Source organism: Pseudomonas sp. 210_17 TE3656, assembly GCF_054821965.1.
In genome coordinates, this window is the sequence record NZ_JBTRBC010000001.1 from 1566276 (window position 1) to 1588742 (window position 22467).

The following is a 22467-nucleotide window of genomic DNA, read 5'->3' on the forward strand; positions in this document are numbered from 1 at the left end:
AGCATTATCATTCGCTTCGCATTGGTCAGGTATCGCTGTGAGTCAGTCCCGGTTCAACACTGTATTCCTCGCTCAGCGGGTCAGCCTGCTGCGCACGTTACAGCGCATGGTCGACAACCCCAGCACCGCCGAAGACCTGCTGCAGGAGACCTACCTGCGCGTTTCCCGGGCACTGGGCGAACGGCCGGTCGAGCACCTTGAACCTTTCGTCTTCCAGACCGCCCGCAACCTGGCCCTCGACCACTTGCGCGCGCGCCGGGCGCAATCGCGCAACCTGGTTGATGATGTGCCCGAGCAGGTTTTGCACAACGTCGCCGCGCCCAGCAGCAGCGCCGAAGATGCAGCGCATGCCGAGCAATTGCTCAAGCGCCTGAGCGTCAGCCTCGGGCAGTTGACCTCGCGACAACAACGGATTTTCATCCTCAGCCGCCTGCACGGCGCCAGCTACCTGGAAATTGCCGAACAGCTCAACGTCTCGGCCAGCACGGTTCAGAAGGAACTGAAACTGATCATGGCTATCTGTGTTGGCGTGGCCAATCGTCTGAACCGCGATTGACCCTGGCTTGCCACCTGCGCCGTTACGCTTGATCATTAGCAGCATTACAAGACCACCCAGGATTTTCCGTGACCGAAAGCGCCCCTGACCGCCCTTCGCCGCCAGACCCGGCTGCCTGCGACAGTGCCATGGACCAGGCGCTGGACTGGCTGATCCGCCTGCAATGCGCCAGCGCCGACGACACCCGCGCCTTCGAAGCCTGGCTGGAAGCAGATCCAGCCAATGCCCAGGCCTATGTCGAAGCCGAGGCACTGTGGCAAGGCGACACCGTGCGTCAGGCCGCCAGCCAGATCGCCCAGACTTACCGCCCTTCGCGCCTGGCGCACTTGCGCCCGCACTGGAAGCCCCTGGCTGCGGCTGCGGTACTGCTGATCGGGGTGTTTACCGTCGGTAATCTGCCGGTGCGTCTGCAGGCCGATCATCTGACCGTGGTCGGTGAGCGCCAGCGCTTGCAGCTTGAGGACGGCTCCAGGGTACTGCTCAACACCAACAGCGCATTCTCCAGCGACATCGATACCCGCCAGCGCGTCGCCCGCCTGTACCAGGGCGAAGCGTTCTTCGAGGTGCCCGCCGGCCGCAACCAGCCGCTGGAATTGCAGGCAGGCCCGCTGCGCGCCAGTGTGCGCGACAGCGATTTTGCCGTGCGTTACCTCGACGGCGAAGCCCTGGTGCGGGTGCAACGCGGCGATGTCGACCTGCAGGCCAGCAGCGATCAGCGCATTCGCCTGTCCAGTGGCGACAGCATTCGGGTCGGCCCCAATGGCTTCGGTGATCGCGAACGCGTCGATCCGCAAAAAGACCTGGCTTGGGTCCAGGGTCGCCTGATCTTTGAAAATTGCCCGCTGAACCAGGTGCTGGCCGAACTGCGCCGCTACTACCCGGGCCTGATCATCTCCGGTAACGAGCGCCTTGAACAGGTCGCAGTCACCGGCAACTACCGCCTCGACCAACCCGTGGAAACCTTGCGGGCCCTGGCCCACATCACTTCGGCGCAGCTGCACGAGTTCCCCGCCGTGGTCATTCTTAACTGACTGGAAAGTTTTTTTACGCGATCCCCTGAGGCGATACGTCTCGTTATAGCCAATGCAACTGATTCTTATTTTTGAATCAACCAGCACCTATAACATTCGCGCGACAGGGAGCGCTTTCGATGCCAACCGGTTTCACTCGTCGGTCTTCAGACACCCCACGTACACCTGGCCTGCAGCGTTGCACGCTCTCCCTGTTGACCCTGGCCATGCTCGCCAGCGGCGCCTGCAGCCTGCCGGCACTGGCCGCCGAGCCGGCCCAGGCCAGCGCCCCGCGCATGGGTGACTATCGCTTTGCAATTGGCCAGCAGCCGCTGGTATCGGCGCTCAACGCGTTTACCGCCGTGACCGGCTGGCAGGTCGGGCTGTCGGCCGAGCTGGCAGAGGGGGTCGCGTCGCCAGGCGTGCAGGGCTCGCTGAAACCGGAGGCCGCCTTGCAGCGCCTGCTCGCCGGCACCGGCCTGAAGTACCGCACGCTAAGTGCTGGCAATGTGGTGCTCGAGCGCAGCAACTCCAGCGCCATCGCCCTGCAGCAGATCACTGTTACTGCTACTCGCAGCGCCCAGGACATCAGCCAGGTGCCGAGCACGGTCTCGGTACAGACCCGTGAGCAGCTCGACCGCCAGAACGTCAACAACATCAAGGATCTGGTGCGCTACGAGCCTGGCGTATCGGTGAGCGGCACCGGCCAGCGCAGCGGCCTGAATGGTTACAACATTCGCGGTATCGACGGTGAGCGTGTACTGACCCAGATCGACGGCGTATCGATTCCCGACAGCTTCTTCTTCGGCCCCTACGCCCAGACCCAACGCAACTACGTCGATCCAGAGATCGTCAAGCGCGTGGAAATCCTCCGCGGCCCGGCGTCGGTACTGTACGGCAGCAACGCCATCGGCGGTGCGGTCAGCTACTTCACCCTCGACCCGGACGACATCATCAAGCCCGGCCAGGACGTCGGCGCGCGCCTGAAGACCGGTTACAGCTCAGCAGATGACAGCTGGCTGAACTCGGCCACCGTTGCCGGACGCCAGGGTGATTTCGACGGCCTTTTGCACCTGAGCCAACGCAATGGCCATGAGACCGAGTCCTACGGCAGCCACGGCGGCACCGGTCTTGAGCGGACCGAGGCGAACCCTGAAGACGTGCGCACCACCAACATCCTCGCCAAGGCCGGCTGGAACTATGCCGACGACGCGCGCCTGGCTTTCACCTACGAGAACTACAAGGACGACCGCGACCTGGATCAGAAGAGCTCCGTGGGCGGGCCTTTCATTCCTGGCTTCGGTGCCATGAACTCCTATCGCGACCGTACCGGCAATGACACCGTGACCCGCGAGCGCTTCGGCATCAACCACGAGTTCGCCTTGGGCAGCCTGTTTGCCGACAACATGAAATGGAGCCTGAACTATCAGATCGGCAAGACTGACCAGCGCACCGAAGAGCTCTATGTTGCCGGGGGGCGCCAGGTCTTCCGTGATCGCCAGACCACTTACAAGGATCGCCAGTGGATCTTCGATGCCCAGCTGGACAAAGCCTTCAGCATCGGTGAGACCGAACACCTGCTGACCTATGGCACCACCCTCAAGCAGCAGAAAGTCACCGGCTCGCGCAGCGGTACCGGTACCTGTCTGAACGTCGGCGGCACCTGTAGAGCTATCGGCGCCGACAGCCCGCGTGATGGCCAGGTACTGGTCAGCGACTTCCCGGACCCGACGGTCAACACCTACAGCCTGTTCGCCCAGGACGAGATCCGCTGGAACCAGTGGACCTTCCTGCCGGGTGTTCGCTATGACTACACCCGGCTCAAGCCGCACATGACCGACGAGTACCTGCGCGGGGTCGAAGCCTCGAGCACCGACCCGGTTGACGATAGCGAGAAGAAGTGGCACCAGGTATCGCCCAAGTTCGGCATCACCTATGCGTTCAACGACAACTACACCTGGTACGGCCAATACGCCGAAGGCTTCCGTACCCCGACGGCCAAAGCACTCTACGGTCGCTTCGAAAACCCGGGCCTGGGCTACAGCGTCCGTGGCAACTCCAACCTGGAGCCGGAAACCAGCAAGAGCTACGAGACCGGTCTGCGGGGCAACTTCGATGCCGGTAACTTCGACGTGGCGGTGTTCTACAACAAGTACCGCGACTTCATCAACGAAGACGCCGTACAGGGCAGCAACCTGGGCCAGACCTTCGAGGCCAACAACATCAAGCACGCCATCATCAAGGGTGCCGAATTCAAGGGCCGCCTGAACCTGGATGCCTTTGGCGCGCCACATGGCCTGTACACCCAGGGCTCGCTGGCCTATGCCTACGGCCGTAACGAGGACACCGGCCAGCCGCTCAACAGCGTCAACCCGCTGACGGCAGTGATGGGCCTGGGCTATGAGCAGGAACAGTACGGCGGGCTGCTGAGCTGGACCCTGGTCAAGCGCAAGGATCGGGTCGACGACACCACCTTCTTCGCGCCTGACGGCACCAGCAAACAATTCCGCACGCCGGGTTACGGGGTGCTCGACCTGACCGGTTACTACAAGGTCACCAACGACATCACCGTCAACGCCGGCCTGTACAACCTGACCGACAAGAAATACTGGCAATGGGATGACGTACGCGGCTACGACGGGCTCGGTGAAGCAGCTGTCACCTCACCCGCCAACCTCGACCGCCTGACCATGCCTGGCCGAAACTTTGCCATCAACCTGATCTGGGACATTTAAAAAGCATCGCGGGGCAAGCCCGCTCCTACAGTGGGAGCGGGCTTGCCCCGCGATGGGGTGAGGATTTTTTACTGTCGCACGTCACCTTGTTCGTCTAGTCACTAGACACGCCCATTTCGCAAGGAATCACCATGACCGCCGCAACCACCACCGAACGCGCCAGCCTGCGTTCGCAACGCCTGAACCAGCTGACCCATGCCCCGCATACCGAGCTGGATGCCCTGGTCAAATCCCACGCACCGTTCGAAACCCGCGAGAGCTTCGCTCGTTTCGTCGTTGCCCAGTACCTGTTCCAGAACGAACTCAAGGCGCTGTACACCAACCCCGAGCTGATCGCCATCGTTCCGGACCTGGCCGAACGCTGCCGCGCCGAACAGGCCGGCCTCGACCTGGCGGACCTCAACACCGAGATCCCCGCCGACTTCGCTGGCGCCGTGCAGAACCCGAGCCTGGGTGAAGCCATGGGTTGGATCTTCGTTTCCGAAGGCTCAAAACTCGGCGCGGCGTTCCTGATCAAGCGTGCGGTGGGCCTCGGTCTGTCTGACAGCTTCGGCGCCCGCCACCTGGGCGAACCAGCCGGTGGTCGTGCCGAAGGCTGGAAGCAGTTCACCCGCATCCTCGACAGCCTGGAGCTGAGCCCTGAAGAAGAGGCCAAGGCCGAGCAAGGCGCCGTGGCTGCATTCGAGCGCTTCACCGAACTGCTCAAACACGCTTACGCGACTGCGCCTAAAGCCGAACTGGCCTGATGCGCCATACCCGGTTACCCTCGTGGTAACCGGGCCTTACCCGTGCTACCGACGACGCCATGACCCGCCCCTCTGCCTCGAAACTCTCACGCGTGTTGTTTGGCCTTCTGGCCTACGTCAGCCTGGCCATCGGCCTGGTCGCAATCGTCGTGCCCGGCTTGCCCACCACTGAATTCATTCTCCTCGCCGCCTGGGCCGCGACCCGCAGTTCCCCGCGCCTGAGCGCCTGGCTGGAAAACCATCGACTGTTCGGCCCGATCCTGCACAACTGGCGTAATGGCAAAGTCATCCAGCGGCGCGCCAAACTCAGCGCCACCGTCAGCATGCTGGTGTGCGCCAGCCTGATGCTGGTGTTCCTTGAGCACCGCTGGCCGGTCTTTCTCGCCATCGGCGGCATGGCGCTGGGCAACCTGTGGATCTGGTCACGGCCAGAAGCCGCGCCCTTGAGCCTCGCCGACCGCTCATCGGCAAGCACTCATGGTTAACGCTATAAAGCCGATGCCCTGATATCGCTAAATGGATGTGGCGAATCGAACCTTTCTCCCGGTTCGGTCCCCTTCTGGCCTGTCTTTAGCGAGTACGTCCATGTTCGACACGCTCTCCATCCGCCTGAAAATCGTCCTGCTCTCCGGCCTTTGCCTGCTCGGCGTGGTCGCACTGGTCGTCGGTATCAACCTCTATCAATCGCAGCAGAGCGATGCGCTGGTCGGCGAAGCCAGCACCACCATGCTTACCCGTAACGTCCAGGCGCTGCTGCAGGCCCGCGCCGGGGAAAAAGCCGAATTGCTGCGGCGCACCTTCAGCGACAGCCAGACCGTCATCATCGCCCTCGCCGATCAGGTCCAGGACTTGCAAAAGCTGGCCCGCGAGCGTGGCCTGAGCGCAGGCGATCTACGCGAAGCGATCAACCAGAGCCTGGCCACCAGCTTCAAACGCAACCCAAAGGTGCTCGGTATCTGGCTGGCGTTCGAACCCCAGGCCTTGGAAGGTGACGACAGCGCCTTCGCCAACGATGCCAAGCACATGGGCAATGAAAGTGGTCGTTTCGCCAGCTACTGGAGCCGGGCGCAAGGCGAGTCGCTGAATACTGTGATCAGTGATACCGACCTGAACAAGACCGACATCAACCTCAGCGGTACCCCATACAACGTCTGGTACACCTGCTCACGCAACAGTGCCCGCCCTTGCCTGCTCGAACCCTACTCCGACACCGTCGGCGGCAAGCAGGTGCTAATGACCAGCATCACCGTGCCACTGCTGCAAAACGGCAAGGTCATCGCTACCGCCGGCGTGGACATTTCCCTCGATACACTCCAGGCCGCTGCCGCCAAGGCCCAGCAGGAACTGTTCAATGGCGCCGGACATCTGCTGATCGTCGCGCCTAGCGGACTGCTGGCAGCCAATAGTGACGATGCCGCCAAGGTCGGCAAAAACATCGGCCAGACCCTCGGCCTGGAAGGCCAGCAGGCCGTGCAGAAACTCGCCGCCAACCAGCCGCTGATCCTTGAGCAGGGCGAAACCATCCGCGCCCTCACCCCTGTGCAGCCGACTGCCGACAGCAAAGCCTGGGGCATCGTCATCGACTTGCCCAGGCAGGTGCTGCTGGCGGATGCCATCAGCCTGCAAGATACCCTTGAGCAGGCCCGTACCAGCGGCACCCTCAAGGTGGTGCTGTTCGCCACCCTGGCCGGTCTTGGCGGTCTGCTGTTGATGTGGCTGACCGCAACCGGCGTGACCCGCCCGCTCAATACCGTGGCCAGCATGCTCGAAGACATTGCCAGCGGTGACGGCGATCTCACCCAGCGCCTGCGCTACGCCCGCCAGGACGAACTGGGCCGCCTGACCTCAGGCTTCAACCGCTTCCTCGACAAGCTGCAGCCGACCATCGCCCAGATCAAGCAAAGCATCACCCAGGCCCGCAGCACTGCAGACCAGTCTTCGGCCATTGCCCAGCGCACCAGCGAGGGCATGCAGGTGCAGTTCCGCGAAATCGACCAGGTCGCCACCGCTTCCAACGAGATGAGCGCCACTGCCCATGACGTCGCCAACAGCGCCGCCAGTGCCGCCGATGCCGCGCGCGGCGCCGACCGTTCGGCCAAGGACGGGATGGCAATCATCGAGCGCAGCACCCGCGATATCACCTTGCTGGCCGATGAGGTGAGCAAAGCCGTGACCGAAGTCGAAGTGCTGGCGCAGAACAGCGAAAAGATCGGCTCGGTGCTGGAGGTGATCCGCAGCATCGCCGAGCAGACCAACCTGCTGGCGCTCAACGCTGCGATCGAAGCGGCCCGCGCCGGTGAAAGCGGGCGTGGCTTTGCCGTGGTTGCCGACGAGGTGCGCAACCTGGCCCGGCGCACCCAGGATTCGGTCGAAGAAATCCGTCAGGTGATCGAGCGCATCCAGAGCAACACCCGCGAGGTGGTGGCGACCATGCATTCAAGCCACGGCAAGGCCCAGGAGAACGCCGGACAGATCCACCAAGCGGTCGAAGCCCTGGACCGGATCAGCGAGGCGGTGACGGTCATCAGCGACATGAACCTGCAGATCGCCAGCGCCGCCGAACAGCAAAGCGCAGTGGCCGAAGAGGTCAACCGTAATGTCTCGGCGATCCGTGGGGTGACCGAGACGTTGACCGGACAAGCCGCTGAGTCGGCGCAGGTGAGCAGCCAGCTCAATACCCTGTCGTCTCAGCAGATGGCGCTGATGGATCAGTTCAGGGTTTGAGCATCGCGGGGCAAGCCCGCGCCTAGCGCTCAAGACAGTCGATCAGTAACTCAGGTCGACTGTCCCGGCGCGGACGGTATACGGCTTATCAATGGCTGAGCTGAAATCGAACTCAAATAGCGCTTTGAAGGTGCGACTTTCCTTGTCCCACTCGACGTTCTTCAGGCTGTAGTTCTCAGCGATATAGCTTCCATGGCCAATGCCGAAGAATCCGAAGAGTACGGTTTCAGGGTGTTCATTGGAGATATGCAGGACAATCGCTTGCTCCGAGTCAGCGGTGGTTTGCCAGGCATACAGCTTATGGACTCCGGCACCGCTGTCTCGAAATGAGAGCCCGCTGGCTTGAAACGATCCGTAGCCTGGGAACACAGGCGGATCCACGGTAGCCGACACTGTTCCAGCCTTGAGGTCCTTCAGGTCACTGAGCTCGCCGTAGCTTAGTTTCAACGCTCCGTCCGTGATTTTGTACTCCCCGTGCTCGCATTTAACGCTGAACGCGAATTTCAACTCCACGGACCATTTTTTTTCACCCCACTTGAAATCGAGCAGCTTCACTTCTTCGGCATAACCTCCTGCGCCCCCAGTGAGGAAAGCAGCTCGGATACCTTTAGCCCCAGTTTTGATTGAGGTGTCATAGAGAATTCTCAGAAAGATCGCGTCGTAGCGGTCTGCTCCGCCTTGCTGCGCCCAGATGTGAAGCTCGCCGTTCAACTTGTAAACATCAAAGTGGGTAGCGTTGAAATTCTTAGCGACTGAGCCAGGCAGATCCAGTGTCGCAGTGGCATAACCGATTGGCAGGTCGGTCTTCAGATCAGTGTTTGTCATGGGGGCTCTCGCAGATCGTCGTTTAGCAATGGCCACCAACGCATGGCGACCGCCTGAGACCCGACGTTAGGCGCTTGGCTTGCACCCCCACAACTGGCAAAAATGCCAGGTACCCGTGGACCAAAGCAGCAGCTTACAAGCTCAACAACCCGCTATAGAGCGCGTAGGCTGCCACGCCCGCCCCCACCAGCACTGCCACAAAAATAAGCTTCTCCCAATGGGTAAACAGCGCCTGCCCCTGCTCATGCTTGGCCCGGGCAAACAGGATCACCCCCGGCGCATACAACAGGGCCGAAAGCAGCAGGTACTTCAAGCCGCCGGCATACAACAGCCAGATCGCGTAGACCAGGGCGACCCCGGCAATCAAAAAATCCTTGCGCCGCCGGCCGGCATGACCTTCATAAGTCTCGCCGCGCACCGCCAGCAACACCGCATACGCCGCCGACCACAAATAGGGCACCAGGATCATCGACGAAGCCAGGTAGATCAGGCTGGTATAAGTGCCGGCCGAGAACAACGTGATCAGCAAGAACAGCTGAATCATGATGTTGGTCATCCACAGCGCGTTGGCTGGCACGTGGTTGGCATTTTCCTTGGCCAGGAAACGCGGCATGGTCTGATCGCGGGCGGTGGCAAAGAGGATCTCGGCGCAGAGCAAGGCCCAGGACAACAAGGCGCCGAGCAACGAAATCGCCAGGCCGATGCTGATCAGCAAAGCGCCCCAGGGGCCGACGATATGTTCCAGCACCGAGGCCAGCGACGGGTTCTGCAGCGCCGCCAGTTCCGGCTGGGTCATGACCCCCAGCGACAGCACGTTGACCAGCACCAGCAAGGCCAGCACACCAATGAAGCCGATCACCGTGGCCTTGCCCACGTCCGAGCGCTGCTGCGCCCTGCCTGAATAGACACTGGCGCCTTCGATACCGATGAACACGAACACGGTCACCAGCATCATGTTGCGCACCTGATCGAGCACGCTGCCAAATTTCGGGTTGCTCAACCCCCAGATATCACGGGTGAAGATATCGGCGCGAAACGCCACCGCAGCAATGACGATGAACATCACCAGCGGCACGATCTTGGCCACGGTGGTCACCTGGTTGATGAACGCTGCCTCCTTGATTCCGCGCAGCACCAGAAAGTGCACGGCCCACAGCAGCAACGATGCGCAGGCAATGGCGATCGGCGTGTTGCCCTCGCCGAACACCGGAAAATAAAAGCCCAGGGTGCTGAACAGTAGGACGAAGTAACCGACGTTGCCCAGCCAGGCACTGATCCAGTAGCCCCAGGCGGACGAAAAACCCATGTAGTCGCCGAAGCCGGCCTTGGCGTAGGCATACACCCCCGAGTCGAGCTCCGGCTTGCGATTGGCCAGGGTCTGGAACACGAAGGCCAGGGCCAGCATGCCCACCGCCGTGATTCCCCAGCCGATCAGCACTGCACCCACGTCGGCACGAGCAGCCATGTTCTGCGGCAAGGAGAAAATCCCGCCACCGATCATCGAACCGACCACCAGGGCGATCAACGCCCCCAGGCGCAGTTTTTGTCCAGGTTCGGACATGAAATTCCCCTTTCTGTCTTGTCTTTGTAACCTCAGAGGCACACCCTGAGTTAAATATATGCACAGTCTAGGCGTTTATAGATATTCCGTCTTTAAAACTATAGCCATCATAACTATGGCGTCTATGCCAGACATACTAAATGGTGAGTTTTGTGCACTATTCCCGCCCCCACAAGTAAATAAGAGAAAATCTCGTCAAAAATTTGCGAAAGCTGTGAAACGGGCTAGCTTCATATCTCGCAGGCTGTCTGAGCGAATGCTCTAAACACCATGGAGGTGCCTGTGCACGAGGCTTGTAGCATTGCCATCGGCATACTCCGGGGGAGCTCTTTCAGTCAAGGACAGCAACGGATTGCCCTATTAACTGACCTGAATCAGCTTATGAATACGTCGCTGGATTTACTCTAGCGCCATCTCTTCTCCTGATACGGAGTTATTCGATGTCAGACGCTCCCGGAAAACTACGACTTGGTGCCCTTGTCGCACTTGTAGTCGGCTCTATGATCGGCGGCGGGATCTTTTCGCTGCCACAAAACATGGCTGCCAGTGCTGATGTAGGCGCTGTTCTGATCGGTTGGGGAATCACCGCCATCGGCATGCTGACCCTGGCCTTTGTGTTCCAGACCCTGGCCAACCGAAAGCCGGATCTGGACGGCGGGGTGTACGCCTACGCCAAGGCCGGATTCGGCGATTACATGGGCTTCTCATCGGCCTGGGGGTACTGGATCAGTGCCTGGCTGGGCAACGTCGGTTACTTCGTCCTGCTGTTCAGTACCCTGGGCTACTTCTTCCCGATCTTTGGCGAGGGCAACACCCCGGCAGCCATCATCGGCGCCTCGGTATTGCTCTGGGCCGTGCACTTTCTGGTGCTGCGCGGGATCAAGGAAGCGGCCTTCATCAACCTGGTCACCACCGTGGCCAAGGTCGTGCCACTGGCGCTGTTCATCCTGATCGCCGTGTTCGCCTTCAAGCTGGACATCTTCACCGCTGACATCTGGGGCACCATGAACCCGGACCTGGGCAGCGTGATGAACCAGGTGCGCAACATGATGCTGGTGACCGTCTGGGTATTCATCGGTATCGAGGGCGCGAGCATCTTCTCGGCCCGGGCGGAAAAGCGTTCGGACGTGGGTAAGGCCACCGTCATCGGCTTCATCACCGTGCTGCTGTTCCTGGTCCTGGTCAACGTGCTGTCGCTGGGCATCATGACTCAACCTGAGCTGGCCAAACTGCAGAACCCGTCGATGGCCGCCGTGCTTGAGCACGTCGTCGGTCACTGGGGCGCGGTGCTGATCAGCGTCGGCCTGATCATCTCGCTGCTCGGTGCCCTGCTCTCCTGGGTACTGCTGTGCGCCGAGATCATGTTCGCCGCCGCCAAAGACCACACCATGCCGGAGTTCCTGCGCCGCGAGAACGCCAACCATGTACCGGCCAATGCCCTGTGGCTGACCAACGCCATGGTGCAGATCTTCCTGGTCATCACCCTGTTCTCGGCCAGTACCTACCTGTCACTGATCTACCTCGCCACTTCAATGATCCTGGTGCCTTACCTGTGGTCGGCGGCCTATGCCTTCCTGCTGGCATGGCGTAGCGAGACCTACGAACAAGCCCTGGCCGAACGCAAGAAAGACCTGATCATCGGCGGTATCGCCCTGGTCTATGCGATCTGGCTGCTGTACGCCGGTGGCGTCAAATACCTGCTGCTCTCGGCCCTGCTCTATGCCCCTGGCGTGATCCTGTTCGCCAAGGCCAAGCGCGAGGTCGGCCAACCGATTTTTACCAACGTGGAGAAGCTGCTTTTCGCCGCCGTGGTTATTGGCGCCCTGGTGGCTGCCTATGGCCTCTACGACGGCTTCCTGACTCTGTAACCCCCGTATTCGCAACTTGGAGGAAATAACCATGTCCACGGAAAAAGTTAAGTACGGCGTACATTCCGAAGCCGGCAAACTGCGCAAAGTGATGGTCTGTTCCCCTGGCCTGGCGCACCAGCGCCTGACGCCGAGCAACTGCGACGAGCTGCTGTTCGACGACGTCATCTGGGTCAATCAGGCCAAGCGCGACCACTTCGATTTCGTCACCAAAATGCGTGAACGCGGCATCGAAGTGCTGGAAATGCACAATCTGCTGACCGATATCGTCGCAAACCCTGAAGCGTTGAAATGGATTCTCGACCGCAAGATCACCCCGGATACCGTCGGTATCGGCCTGCAAAACGAAGTGCGCAGCTGGCTCGAAGGTCTTGAACCACGCCATCTGGCCGAGTTCCTGATCGGTGGTGTCGCCGGTGAAGACATGCCAGAAAGCGAAGGCTCCGGCGTCATCAAGATGTACCGCGACTACCTGGGTCACTCCAGCTTCCTGCTCGACCCGCTGCCCAACACCCAGTTCACCCGTGACACCACCTGCTGGATCTACGGCGGCGTGACGCTGAACCCGATGTACTGGCCAGCGCGACGTCAGGAAACCCTGCTGACCACCGCTATCTACAAGTTCCACCCTGAGTTCACCGGTGCCGACTTTGAAGTCTGGTACGGCGACCCGGATGTAGAACACGGCAAAGCCACCCTCGAAGGCGGCGACGTCATGCCAATCGGCAACGGCGTAGTACTGATCGGTATGGGTGAGCGCACTTCGCGCCAGGCCATTGGCCAACTGGCGCAAGCGCTGTTCGCCAAAGGCGCAGTGGAGAAAGTCGTAGTCGCCGGTCTGCCGAAATCCCGTGCCGCGATGCACCTGGACACCGTGTTCAGCTTCTGCGATCGCGACCTGGTCACGGTCTTCCCGGAAGTGGTCAAGGAAATCGTGCCGTTCGTCATTCGTCCAGACAGCAGCAAGCCGTATGGCATGGACGTGCGCCGCGAGAACAAGACCTTCATCGAAGTGGTCGCCGACTCTCTCAACCTGAAGAAACTGCGCGTCGTCGAAACCGGCGGCAACAGCTTCGCCGCCGAACGCGAGCAGTGGGATGACGGCAACAACGTGGTGGCCGTGGAGCCTGGTGTGGTCATCGGTTATGACCGCAACACCTACACCAACACCCTGCTGCGCAAGGCTGGTGTCGAAGTTATCACCATCAGCGCCGGCGAACTGGGCCGTGGTCGCGGCGGCGGTCACTGCATGACCTGCCCAATCGTTCGCGACCCTATCGACTACTAAAACGACCATCAACCCGGCCGCGCTTACAAGGCGCCGGCCGGGCCGATCACCGCATCCAAGGAGAATCATCATGGCGTTCAACATCCACAACCGTAACCTGCTGAGCCTGGAACACCACACCCCTCGCGAGTTGCGCTACCTGCTGGACCTGTCCCGCGACCTGAAACGTGCCAAGTACACCGGCACCGAGCAGCAGCACCTCAAAGGCAACAACATTGCGCTGATTTTCGAGAAAACCTCGACCCGCACCCGTTGCGCTTTTGAAGTAGCCGCCTACGACCAGGGCGCCAACGTCACCTACATCGACCCTAACTCCTCGCAGATCGGCCACAAAGAAAGCATGAAGGACACCGCACGGGTCCTCGGCCGTATGTATGACGCCATCGAGTACCGTGGCTTCAAACAGGAAATCGTCGAAGAACTGGCCAAGTTCGCCGGTGTACCGGTGTTCAACGGCCTGACCGATGAATACCACCCGACCCAGATGATCGCCGACGTACTGACCATGCGTGAGCACGCCGACAAGCCGATCCACGAGATCAGCTACGCCTACCTGGGCGACGCGCGCAACAACATGGGCAACTCGCTGCTGCTGGTCGGCTCCAAGCTCGGTATGGACGTGCGTATCTGCGCGCCGAAAGCGCTGTGGCCACACGACGACCTGGTTGCCCGCTGCAAGGGTTACGCTGAAGAAAGCGGTGCCCGCATCACCCTGACCGAAGACCCTAAAGCAGCGGTCAAGGGCGTTGATTTCATCCACACCGACGTCTGGGTGTCGATGGGCGAACCGGTTGAAGCCTGGGCCGAACGTATCCAGCAACTGCTGCCGTACCAGGTCAACGCCGAGCTGATGAAAGCCACCGGCAACCCACGGACCAAGTTCATGCACTGCCTGCCAGCGTTCCACAACTCCGACACCAAGGTCGGCAAGCAGATCGCTGAACAGTATCCACACCTGAAAAACGGCATCGAAGTCACCGACGACGTGTTCGAATCACCAGCCTGCATCGCCTTCGAGCAAGCGGAAAACCGCATGCACACCATCAAGGCAATCCTGGTTTCGACCCTGGCTGACCTGTAAGGCCTCTGTAGGAGCGGGCTTGCCCCGCGATTCGGTGTAACTGATATACCGCACTCGCGGGACAAGCCCACCCCCACAAGGTGGCTTCTCTCTTTCCTAGAAGGACACTCATCATGCGTATCGTTGTTGCATTGGGCGGTAACGCCCTGCTGCGCCGTGGCGAACCCATGACTGCGGACAATCAGCGCGCCAATATCCGCATCGCCACCGAGCAGATCGCCAAGATCCATCCGGGCAACGAACTGGTCATCGCGCACGGCAATGGCCCGCAAGTCGGCCTGCTGTCGCTGCAGGCGCAATCCTACAAGCCGGACGAAGCCTATCCGCTGGACGTCCTCGGGGCTGAAACCGAAGGCATGATCGGCTACATCATCGAGCAAGAGCTGGGTAACCTGCTGGCCTTCGAAGTGCCGTTCGCCACCCTGCTGACCCAGGTTGAAGTCGATGGCAAAGACCCGGCTTTCCAGAAGCCGAGCAAGCCGATCGGGCCGGTCTACTCCAAAGAAGATGCCGAGCGTCTGGCCGCAGAAAAAGGCTGGGCCATTGCCCCGGACGGAGACAAGTTCCGTCGCGTGGTGGCCAGCCCTCGACCAAAGCGGATTTTCGAAATCCGTCCGATCAAATGGTTGCTGGAAAAAGGCACCGTGGTGATCTGTGCCGGTGGCGGTGGCATTCCGACCATCTACGACCAGAGCGGCAAGGTCCTCAGTGGCGTAGAGGCGGTGATCGACAAGGACCTGTGCTCGTCCCTGCTCGCTCAGCAGCTGGAGGCAGACCTGCTGGTCATTGCCACTGACGTCGACGGCGCTTACATCGACTGGGGCAAACCCACCCAGAAAGCCGTCGCCGAAGCGCATCCTGACGAACTTGAACGCCTCGGTTTCGCCGCCGGCTCCATGGGACCGAAAGTTCAGGCCGCGTGCGAATTTGCCCGTGAAACCGGCAAGGTCGCGGTCATCGGTTCACTGGCCGATATCGAAGGAATCGTCCAAGGCACCAAAGGTACCCGTGTCACTACGGCCAAGCCTGGAATAAGCTACCGTTGATGCAGTTGGGCGGACGTCAGGTCCGCCCTTTTCAACCCCCCAGAGGAGCCCGTCATGGCCCAGTTCGAACCCGGTCATCTACACATTGAGCGCCATGCACTGACAAAGGACGACGTCAGTTACAACCTCCATATCGATTACGAAGTCGCCACGGACCCGAAAAAAGGCAAAGGCATTCAGTTCACGATGCATGGCTCGATTCAAGGCAAAGACTTGAAGGAGCCCTTCTTCCTGCCCAAGGAGGAAGCTTATAACTTCGCCAGCAACGTAACAAAAATCGCTGAGAAGTACGGTATTCCCAAACACCTGAGCAACATCGGCTCCGTGCACAAGCACTACGACCTGATGTTCGAAGATATCCGCACACAGCTGAACATGAAATCCGGCGACCCCATCAAGCCAGAACATTTCGAGTAACCACTCGGACCTCATCGCCGGCAAAGCCGGCTCCTACAGGTTCTGCAGGTACCGCCCTTGTGGGAGCCGGCCTTGCCGGCGATTCGACCGCAAAGCGGTCGCAAGGCATACTTGCCGTCTTCGGCAGCCTTGAATACCTCTCCCCATGCGCATCCACGTCAGCTTCATCGACCGCGTCGGTATCACCCAGGAAGTACTGGCCCTGCTCGGTGCCCGCAACCTCAACCTGGACGCCGTGGAGATGGTCCCGCCCAACGTTTACATCGACGCCCCGACCCTCAGCCCAGCCGTGCTCGAAGAACTGCACGACGCGCTGTTCGAAGTGCGTGGCGTGCAGTCGGTGGACGTGGTCGACATCCTCCCCGGCCAGCGCCGCCACTTGCAGCTCGATGCCCTGCTGGCCGCCATGAGCGACCCGGTTCTGGCCGTGGACAGTGCCGGCCAGGTGCTGCTGGCCAACCCCGCGCTGATCGCCCTGTGCGGCCGTGAGTCGGCCGGGCGTTCGCTAGGCGAGCTGTTCAATGACTCCGCCCTGCTGCAGGCCCTGCTGGACAACAACTTCCATCTGCCGATGCGCGAAATGCAGCTCAACGGCCAGAGCCTGCTGCTCGATGCCACCCCTATCACCAATGCTGGCGGCCTGCTGACCCTCTACCCGCCCAACCGCATGGGCGAACGCCTGTCGGCCCTGCACCACGAGCATGCCGAAAGCTTCGATGCACTTCTCGGTGAGTCCCCGGCGATCCGCACCCTCAAAGTCCGTGCCCTGCGTGTCGCGGCCCTCGACGCGCCACTGCTGGTGCATGGCGAGACAGGCACCGGCAAGGAGCTGGTAGCCCGCGCCTGCCATGCCACCAGCAGCCGCCACTCGGCGCCATTCCTCGCCCTCAACTGCGCCGCGCTGCCCGAGAGCCTGGCCGAGAGCGAACTGTTCGGCTACGCACCCGGCGCGTTCACCGGCGCGCAGCGTGGTGGCAAACCCGGGCTGATGGAACTGGCCAACCAGGGCACGGTGTTTCTCGACGAGATTGGCGAGATGTCACCTTACCTGCAGGCCAAACTGCTGCGTTTTCTCAGTGACGGCAGCTTCCGCCGCGTGGGAGGCGACCGTGAGGTGAAAGTCGATGTGCGCATCATCAGCGCCACCCACCGCGACCTGGAGCGCATGGTCGCCGAAGGCACCTTCCGTGAAGACCTGTTCTACCGCCTCAATGTGCTCAACCTGCAGGTGCCGCCACTGCGTGAGCGTGGCCAGGACATCCTCATGCTCGCACACTATTTCATGCAGCAAGCCTGCACGCAGATCCAGCGCCCGGCCTGCCGCCTGACACCGGCCACCCACTCGGCACTGCTGGCCAACCCCTGGCCGGGCAACGTACGCCAGCTGCAAAACGTGATATTCCGCGCTGCGGCCATCTGTGAAAGCAACCTGGTGGACATCGGCGACCTGGACATCGCCGGAACCTCGGTAGCACGCGGCCAGGATGGTGAGGTGGCGAGCCTGGAACAGGCCGTGGGTGATTTCGAGCGCGAGCTGCTGCAGCGTCTGTATGCCAGCTACCCGTCCACCCGGCAGTTGGCGGTGAGGTTGCAGACATCGCACACCGCCATTGCCCAGCGGTTGCGCAAATATGGCATTCCAGACAAGGCCTGAATTGTTTGACGCACGCCTTTTTACTTACAGGGCGAAATCACAAGGTTATTCAGAATTTTCCTAGCCGTAGAGCGCTGACATTGCCCATAAACTCGCCCATCCCGAAGGCGTCCCCAGGCAATGTTCGCCTCTAATCAGAGCAAAGAGTAACCTGAATGCTTGCACTCGATTTCTACGGCACACTTGTGGCCGCTTCCCTGGTGCTTTTACTGGGGCGCGGGCTTGTTACACGCGTTGGTTTCTTGCGCACTTACAATATTCCCGAACCGGTAGCCGGGGGGCTGCTAGTTGCCCTGCTGCTTCTGGGGCTGCGCGCCATGGAGCTGCAAGTCCAGTTTGATACTTCACTGCAGACGCCCTTGATGCTGGCTTTTTTTGCCACCATCGGTTTGAGTGCCGATATCGCCAGTTTGAAGAAAGGCGGACGCATAGTCGGCATTTTCCTGCTGGCCGTCACCGGACTGCTGCTGGTCCAGAATGCCATGGGTATCGCCCTGGCCAAGGCACTGGGGCTCGATCCCCTGATGGGTTTGCTGTCCGGCTCGATTTCCTTGTCGGGCGGCCACGGCACGGGCGCTGCATGGGGCGCGACCTTCAGTGAGAAATACGGCCTGGCGTCCGCCAGTGAGCTGGCACTGGCCGCGGCCACGTTTGGCCTGGTGCTGGGCGGACTGATTGGCGGGCCTGTTGCCCGCCTGCTCATCAAGCGTGTCCAGACACCCGGCATGGAACAAGAAATGCCCCGCGTGCCCAAAGGCTTTGAACAGCCAAACAAAGAGCGCTTGATTACGCCATCCACAATGATCGAAACGCTCGCGCTGATTGCAGTCAGTCTGATGGCAGGCACCCTCTTGAATAACCTGCTCCACGGCACCGCTTTCGAATTGCCGACATTTGTTTGCGTCTTGTTTGTGGGTGTCCTGCTGCGCAACGGCCTTTCAATATTGGGTGTGTATCAAGTATTCGAACGCGAAGTTTCAGTATTGGGCAATGTCAGCTTGTCGCTATTTCTGGCGATCGCACTGATGTCGCTCAAACTATGGGATCTGGCTGCACTGGCAGTGCCATTCTTCATTCTTCTGGCTGCACAGACAGTCGTCATGGCGCTGTTTGCGATATTCGTGACGTTCCGAATCATGGGCAGCAATTACGATGCGGCAGTATTGGCAGCAGGACATTGCGGGTTCGGTCTTGGTGCAACGCCAACGGCCATCGCCAACATGCAAGCCGTGACACAACGCTTCGGGCCGTCGCAAATAGCCTTCCTGGCGGTACCGATGGTCGGCGCATTCTTCATCGACATCATCAATGTCATCGTGATCAAGTTGTACTTGGCGTTGCCATTCTTCGTTGCCGTTTGAAAGCCTGGGTTCGGCGTTCAGAGCCTTTCGCGAAGAATTCCGCGCAAGGCCCGTAACGAAAACGCTACACCGTAGCGAATTTGTTACACACCCATCCAGGTCCCCATATGCAAGGGGTTGATCCTCCGAATCTTTTCGCCACCTTCCTATCTGTAGCGTTTTCATTCCATCAGATTGAACCAATTTCCATAGAAATCTTTCAAGATACTGATTTGTAAGCTTTTTTTGATACTGGCCGCATTTTTGCTAAGGAAATCTCAACCCAAGAGCGCGGACGCACCGCGCCCAACGCCCTGCTTCCCGAGGATTCCCCATGAGCGAGTTGCGTTTCACCGAAGATCACGAATGGCTGCGCGTCGAAGCCGATGGCAGTGTCACCGTGGGCATCACCGCCTACGCCCAGAACGCCCTCGGCGATGTGGTCTACGTGCAACTGCCGGAGCTGCAGAGCTACGACCAGGGCGCCGAAGCGTCGACCGTTGAATCGGTAAAAGCTGCCAGCGGTGTGTACATGCCGCTGACCGGCGAAGTGGTCGCGGTCAACGACAAACTCGAAGGCAACCCTGAACTGGTCAACGAAGATCCGCTGGGCGAAGGCTGGTTCTTCCGCTTCATCCCGGCCGATGCAGGTGCAGTTGCGCAACTGCTCGACCAGGATGCCTACGACCGCCTGATCAAAGCCAACGCTGACGCCTGAGGACTCACCATGACCATCAACCTCGGCACTGCCAACGAATTCATCGCCCGTCATATCGGCCCGCGCCAGACTGACGAGCAGCAAATGCTTGCCACCCTGGGTTTCGACTCCCTGGAAGCCATGAGCGCCGCCGTCATCCCTGACAGCATCAAGGGCACCAGCGTGCTGGAACTGGGCGAAGGGCAAAGCGAAGCCGACGCCCTGGCGTCGCTCAAGGCCATCGCCGGCAACAACCAGCTGTTCAAGAGCTTCATCGGCCAGGGTTACTACAACTGCCATACCCCGGCGCCGATCCTGCGCAACCTGCTGGAAAACCCGGCCTGGTACACCGCCTACACCCCGTATCAGCCAGAGATTTCCCAGGGCCGCCTGGAAGCACTGCTCAATTTCCAGACCCTGATCAGCGACCTCACCGGTCTGCCGATCGCCAACGCCTCGCTGCTCGACGAAGCCACCGCCGCCGCTGAAGCGATGACCTTCTGCAAACGCCTGAGCAAGAACAAGAGCAGCCACGCCTTCTTCGCCTCCGTGCATTGCCACCCGCAAACCCTCGACGTCCTGCGTACCCGTGCCGAGCCGCTGGGTATCGAAGTGGTGGTCGGTGACGAGCGCGAACTCGATGATGTCAGCGCCTTCTTTGGCGCCCTGCTGCAATACCCGGCCAGCAATGGTGAAGTGTTCGACTACAGCGAACTGGTCGCACGCTTGCATGCTGCCAACGCCCTGGTCGCAGTTGCCGCCGATCTGCTGGCCCTGACCCTGCTGACCCCGCCCGGCGAGTTCGGTGCCGACGTCGCCATCGGTAGCGCCCAGCGCTTCGGTGTACCGCTGGGCTTCGGTGGCCCGCACGCGGCCTACTTCTCCACCCGTGATGCGTTCAAGCGTGACATGCCTGGCCGCCTGGTCGGCGTGTCTATCGACCGCTTCGGCAAGACCGCCCTGCGCCTGGCCATGCAGACCCGCGAGCAACATATCCGTCGCGAGAAAGCCACCAGCAACATCTGCACCGCCCAGGTACTGCTGGCCAACATCGCCAGCATGTACGCTGTCTATCACGGCCCGCAGGGCCTGAAGCAGATCGCCCAGCGCACCCACGCCCTGACCGCGATTCTAGCCGCTGGCCTCAAGCAACTCGGCGTCAGCGTCGAAAACGCAGCGTTCTTCGACACCCTGACCCTGGCCACCGGCGACGCAACCGCCAGCCTGCACGACAAGGCCCGGGCCCAGCGCCTGAACCTGCGTCAGATCGACGCCCAGCGCCTGGGTCTGTCGCTGGATGAAACCAGCACCCAGGCTGACGTCGAAGCGCTGTGGCAGCTGTTTGCCGATGGTAAAGCCGTGCCTGCATTCAGCACCCTGGCTGCCAGCGTTCAGGCCCAGTTGCCTTCCGCCCTGCTGCGCCAGTCGGCGATCCTCGAGCACCCGGTGTTCAACCGCTACCACAGCGAAACCGAGCTGATGCGCTACCTGCGCCGCCTGGCCGACAAAGACCTGGCGCTGGACCGCACCATGATCCCGCTGGGTTCGTGCACCATGAAGCTCAACGCCGCCAGCGAAATGATTCCGGTGACCTGGGCCGAATTCGGCAACCTGCACCCGTTCGCGCCTGCCGCACAGAGCCAGGGCTACCAGCAACTGACCGACGAGCTGGAGGCCATGCTCTGCGCCGCCACCGGCTATGACGCCGTGTCGCTGCAGCCCAATGCCGGTTCCCAGGGCGAATACGCAGGTCTCCTGGCCATCCGCGCCTACCACCAGAGCCGTGGCGACGCTCGTCGCGACATCTGCCTGATCCCGTCCTCGGCCCACGGCACCAACCCGGCCACCGCCCATATGGCCGGTATGCGCGTGGTGGTGACCGCCTGTGACGCCCGTGGCAACGTCGATATCGACGACCTGCGCGCCAAGGCCATCGAGCACCGCGAACACCTCGCGGCGCTGATGATCACCTACCCGTCGACCCATGGCGTGTTCGAAGAAGCCATCGGCGAAATCTGCGCGATCATCCACGATAACGGCGGCCAGGTGTACATCGACGGCGCCAACATGAACGCCATGGTCGGCCTCTGCGCCCCAGGCAAGTTCGGCGGTGACGTCTCGCACCTGAACCTGCACAAGACCTTCTGCATTCCACACGGCGGTGGCGGCCCGGGCGTCGGCCCGATCGGCGTCAAATCGCACCTGGCGCCGTTCCTGCCGGGTCATGCGCACATGGAAAACAAACAGGGCGCGGTCTGTGCCGCACCGTTCGGCAGCGCCAGCATCCTGCCGATCACCTGGATGTACATTCGTATGATGGGTGGCGCCGGTCTCAAGCGTGCCTCGCAGATGGCGATCCTCAACGCCAACTACATCGCCCGCCGCCTGGAAGAGCACTATCCTGTGTTGTACACCGGCAGCAATGGCCTGGTGGCACACGAGTGCATCCTCGACCTGCGCCCGCTCAAGGACAGCAGCGGCATCAGCGTCGACGACGTGGCCAAGCGCCTGATCGACTTCGGTTTCCACGCCCCGACCATGTCGTTCCCGGTGGCCGGTACGTTGATGATCGAACCGACCGAAAGCGAGTCCAAAGAAGAACTGGATCGCTTCTGCGAGGCGATGATCCGCATCCGCGAAGAGATCCGCGCGGTGGAAAACGGCAGCCTGGACAAGGACGACAACCCGCTGAAAAACGCGCCGCATACGGCCGCTGAAATTGCCGGTGAGTGGAGCCATCCATACAGCCGCGAACAGGCGGTGTACCCGCTGGCGACGCTGGTGGAAGGCAAGTACTGGCCGCCGGTCGGTCGTGTCGACAACGTGTTTGGCGACCGTAACCTGGTGTGTGCCTGCCCGTCGATCGAGAGCTATCAGGACGTCTGAGTCCGGCTTGAGGGCCTCATCGCGGGACAAGCC

At 61.0% G+C, this 22467-nt stretch carries 17 protein-coding genes and 1 pseudogene; 16 read left to right on the forward strand and 2 right to left on the reverse strand.

Annotated elements, in window-relative coordinates; translation table 11 throughout:
* Positions 1–37: 37 nt before the first annotated feature.
* The 7 genes and pseudogenes from ACVI9W_RS07405 to ACVI9W_RS07435 all read left to right on the forward strand — a co-directional run bounded on the left by ACVI9W_RS07405 (position 38) and on the right by ACVI9W_RS07435 (position 7771).
* Positions 38–556, forward strand: a complete 519-nt coding sequence (locus ACVI9W_RS07405) for an RNA polymerase sigma factor (protein WP_038614287.1) — start codon at positions 38–40, stop codon at positions 554–556.
* A 68-nt stretch (positions 557–624) separates the two neighbouring features.
* Positions 625–1587, forward strand: a complete 963-nt coding sequence (locus ACVI9W_RS07410) for a FecR family protein (RefSeq protein ID WP_461529636.1) — start codon at positions 625–627, stop codon at positions 1585–1587.
* Between the two features lie 119 nt (positions 1588–1706).
* On the forward strand, positions 1707–4301 hold the full coding sequence (locus tag ACVI9W_RS07415) for a TonB-dependent receptor (RefSeq protein WP_461529637.1): 2595 nt from the start codon (positions 1707–1709) through the stop codon (positions 4299–4301).
* A gap of 131 nt (positions 4302–4432) precedes the next feature.
* Complete coding sequence (locus ACVI9W_RS07420) at positions 4433–5047, forward strand: biliverdin-producing heme oxygenase (protein WP_038614293.1); 615 nt, start codon at positions 4433–4435, stop codon at positions 5045–5047.
* Positions 5048–5106: 59 nt separating this feature from the next.
* Positions 5107–5532, forward strand: a complete 426-nt coding sequence (locus ACVI9W_RS07425; protein WP_342623146.1) for a YbaN family protein — start codon at positions 5107–5109, stop codon at positions 5530–5532.
* 241 nt (positions 5533–5773) lie between these two features.
* Positions 5774–6913: pseudogene (locus ACVI9W_RS07430) on the forward strand (PDC sensor domain-containing protein); the annotation flags it as partial.
* A gap of 102 nt (positions 6914–7015) precedes the next feature.
* The gene (locus ACVI9W_RS07435; RefSeq protein ID WP_410457952.1) at positions 7016–7771 is read left to right on the forward strand and encodes a methyl-accepting chemotaxis protein; all 756 of its coding nucleotides are present in this window, start codon (positions 7016–7018) and stop codon (positions 7769–7771) included.
* A 42-nt stretch (positions 7772–7813) separates the two neighbouring features.
* Here ACVI9W_RS07435 and ACVI9W_RS07440 read toward each other — a convergent pair whose 3' ends face one another.
* On the reverse strand, positions 7814–8596 hold the full coding sequence (locus ACVI9W_RS07440) for a hypothetical protein (protein WP_461529638.1): 783 nt from the start codon (positions 8594–8596) through the stop codon (positions 7814–7816).
* Positions 8597–8729: 133 nt separating this feature from the next.
* Positions 8730–10157, reverse strand: coding sequence for an arginine-ornithine antiporter (arcD, locus tag ACVI9W_RS07445; protein ID WP_461529639.1), 1428 nt, complete (start codon positions 10155–10157; stop codon positions 8730–8732).
* A gap of 440 nt (positions 10158–10597) precedes the next feature.
* Between arcD (ACVI9W_RS07445) and arcD (ACVI9W_RS07450) the strand changes: the two genes are divergently transcribed.
* The 9 genes from arcD (ACVI9W_RS07450) to gcvP all read left to right on the forward strand — a co-directional run bounded on the left by arcD (ACVI9W_RS07450) (position 10598) and on the right by gcvP (position 22434).
* Positions 10598–12025, forward strand: a complete 1428-nt coding sequence (arcD, locus tag ACVI9W_RS07450) for an arginine-ornithine antiporter (protein ID WP_157193934.1) — start codon at positions 10598–10600, stop codon at positions 12023–12025.
* Between the two features lie 31 nt (positions 12026–12056).
* Complete coding sequence (gene arcA / locus ACVI9W_RS07455; protein WP_157193936.1) at positions 12057–13313, forward strand: arginine deiminase; 1257 nt, start codon at positions 12057–12059, stop codon at positions 13311–13313.
* Between the two features lie 70 nt (positions 13314–13383).
* Entirely contained in the window at positions 13384–14394 is a 1011-nt protein-coding gene (locus tag ACVI9W_RS07460; protein WP_038614310.1) for an ornithine carbamoyltransferase, read from the forward strand.
* Positions 14395–14507: 113 nt separating this feature from the next.
* Entirely contained in the window at positions 14508–15440 is a 933-nt protein-coding gene (gene arcC, locus ACVI9W_RS07465) for a carbamate kinase (RefSeq protein WP_422417312.1), read from the forward strand.
* Between the two features lie 54 nt (positions 15441–15494).
* Positions 15495–15857: a DUF5064 family protein gene (locus ACVI9W_RS07470; RefSeq protein WP_038614314.1), complete on the forward strand. Its 363-nt coding sequence runs from the start codon at positions 15495–15497 to the stop codon at positions 15855–15857.
* Positions 15858–16002: 145 nt separating this feature from the next.
* A complete protein-coding gene (locus tag ACVI9W_RS07475; RefSeq protein ID WP_461529640.1) occupies positions 16003–17511 on the forward strand; it encodes a sigma-54-dependent transcriptional regulator in 1509 nt (502 codons plus the stop codon).
* A gap of 155 nt (positions 17512–17666) precedes the next feature.
* The gene (gltS, locus tag ACVI9W_RS07480; RefSeq protein WP_461529641.1) at positions 17667–18872 is read left to right on the forward strand and encodes a sodium/glutamate symporter; all 1206 of its coding nucleotides are present in this window, start codon (positions 17667–17669) and stop codon (positions 18870–18872) included.
* 313 nt (positions 18873–19185) lie between these two features.
* A complete protein-coding gene (gcvH, locus tag ACVI9W_RS07485) occupies positions 19186–19569 on the forward strand; it encodes a glycine cleavage system protein GcvH (protein ID WP_461529642.1) in 384 nt (127 codons plus the stop codon).
* Between the two features lie 9 nt (positions 19570–19578).
* Positions 19579–22434, forward strand: a complete 2856-nt coding sequence (gcvP, locus tag ACVI9W_RS07490) for an aminomethyl-transferring glycine dehydrogenase (RefSeq protein WP_461529643.1) — start codon at positions 19579–19581, stop codon at positions 22432–22434.
* Positions 22435–22467: the final 33 nt, after the last annotated feature.

Excerpts from the sequence above, each read along its gene's own strand:
- ACVI9W_RS07415 (WP_461529637.1), top strand. The coding sequence starts at position 1,707 with ATGCCAACCGGTTTCACTCGTCGGTCTTCAGACACCCCACGTACACCT.
- ACVI9W_RS07420 (WP_038614293.1), top strand. The coding sequence starts at position 4,433 with ATGACCGCCGCAACCACCACCGAACGCGCCAGCCTGCGTTCGCAACGC.
- ACVI9W_RS07425 (WP_342623146.1), top strand. The coding sequence starts at position 5,107 with ATGACCCGCCCCTCTGCCTCGAAACTCTCACGCGTGTTGTTTGGCCTT.
- ACVI9W_RS07435 (WP_410457952.1), top strand. The coding sequence starts at position 7,016 with ATGCAGGTGCAGTTCCGCGAAATCGACCAGGTCGCCACCGCTTCCAAC.
- ACVI9W_RS07440 (WP_461529638.1), bottom strand. The coding sequence starts at position 8,596 with ATGACAAACACTGATCTGAAGACCGACCTGCCAATCGGTTATGCCACT.
- arcD (WP_461529639.1), bottom strand. The coding sequence starts at position 10,157 with ATGTCCGAACCTGGACAAAAACTGCGCCTGGGGGCGTTGATCGCCCTG.
- arcD (WP_157193934.1), top strand. The coding sequence starts at position 10,598 with ATGTCAGACGCTCCCGGAAAACTACGACTTGGTGCCCTTGTCGCACTT.
- arcA (WP_157193936.1), top strand. The coding sequence starts at position 12,057 with ATGTCCACGGAAAAAGTTAAGTACGGCGTACATTCCGAAGCCGGCAAA.
- ACVI9W_RS07460 (WP_038614310.1), top strand. The coding sequence starts at position 13,384 with ATGGCGTTCAACATCCACAACCGTAACCTGCTGAGCCTGGAACACCAC.
- arcC (WP_422417312.1), top strand. The coding sequence starts at position 14,508 with ATGCGTATCGTTGTTGCATTGGGCGGTAACGCCCTGCTGCGCCGTGGC.
- ACVI9W_RS07470 (WP_038614314.1), top strand. The coding sequence starts at position 15,495 with ATGGCCCAGTTCGAACCCGGTCATCTACACATTGAGCGCCATGCACTG.
- ACVI9W_RS07475 (WP_461529640.1), top strand. The coding sequence starts at position 16,003 with ATGCGCATCCACGTCAGCTTCATCGACCGCGTCGGTATCACCCAGGAA.
- gltS (WP_461529641.1), top strand. The coding sequence starts at position 17,667 with ATGCTTGCACTCGATTTCTACGGCACACTTGTGGCCGCTTCCCTGGTG.
- gcvH (WP_461529642.1), top strand. The coding sequence starts at position 19,186 with ATGAGCGAGTTGCGTTTCACCGAAGATCACGAATGGCTGCGCGTCGAA.
- gcvP (WP_461529643.1), top strand. The coding sequence starts at position 19,579 with ATGACCATCAACCTCGGCACTGCCAACGAATTCATCGCCCGTCATATC.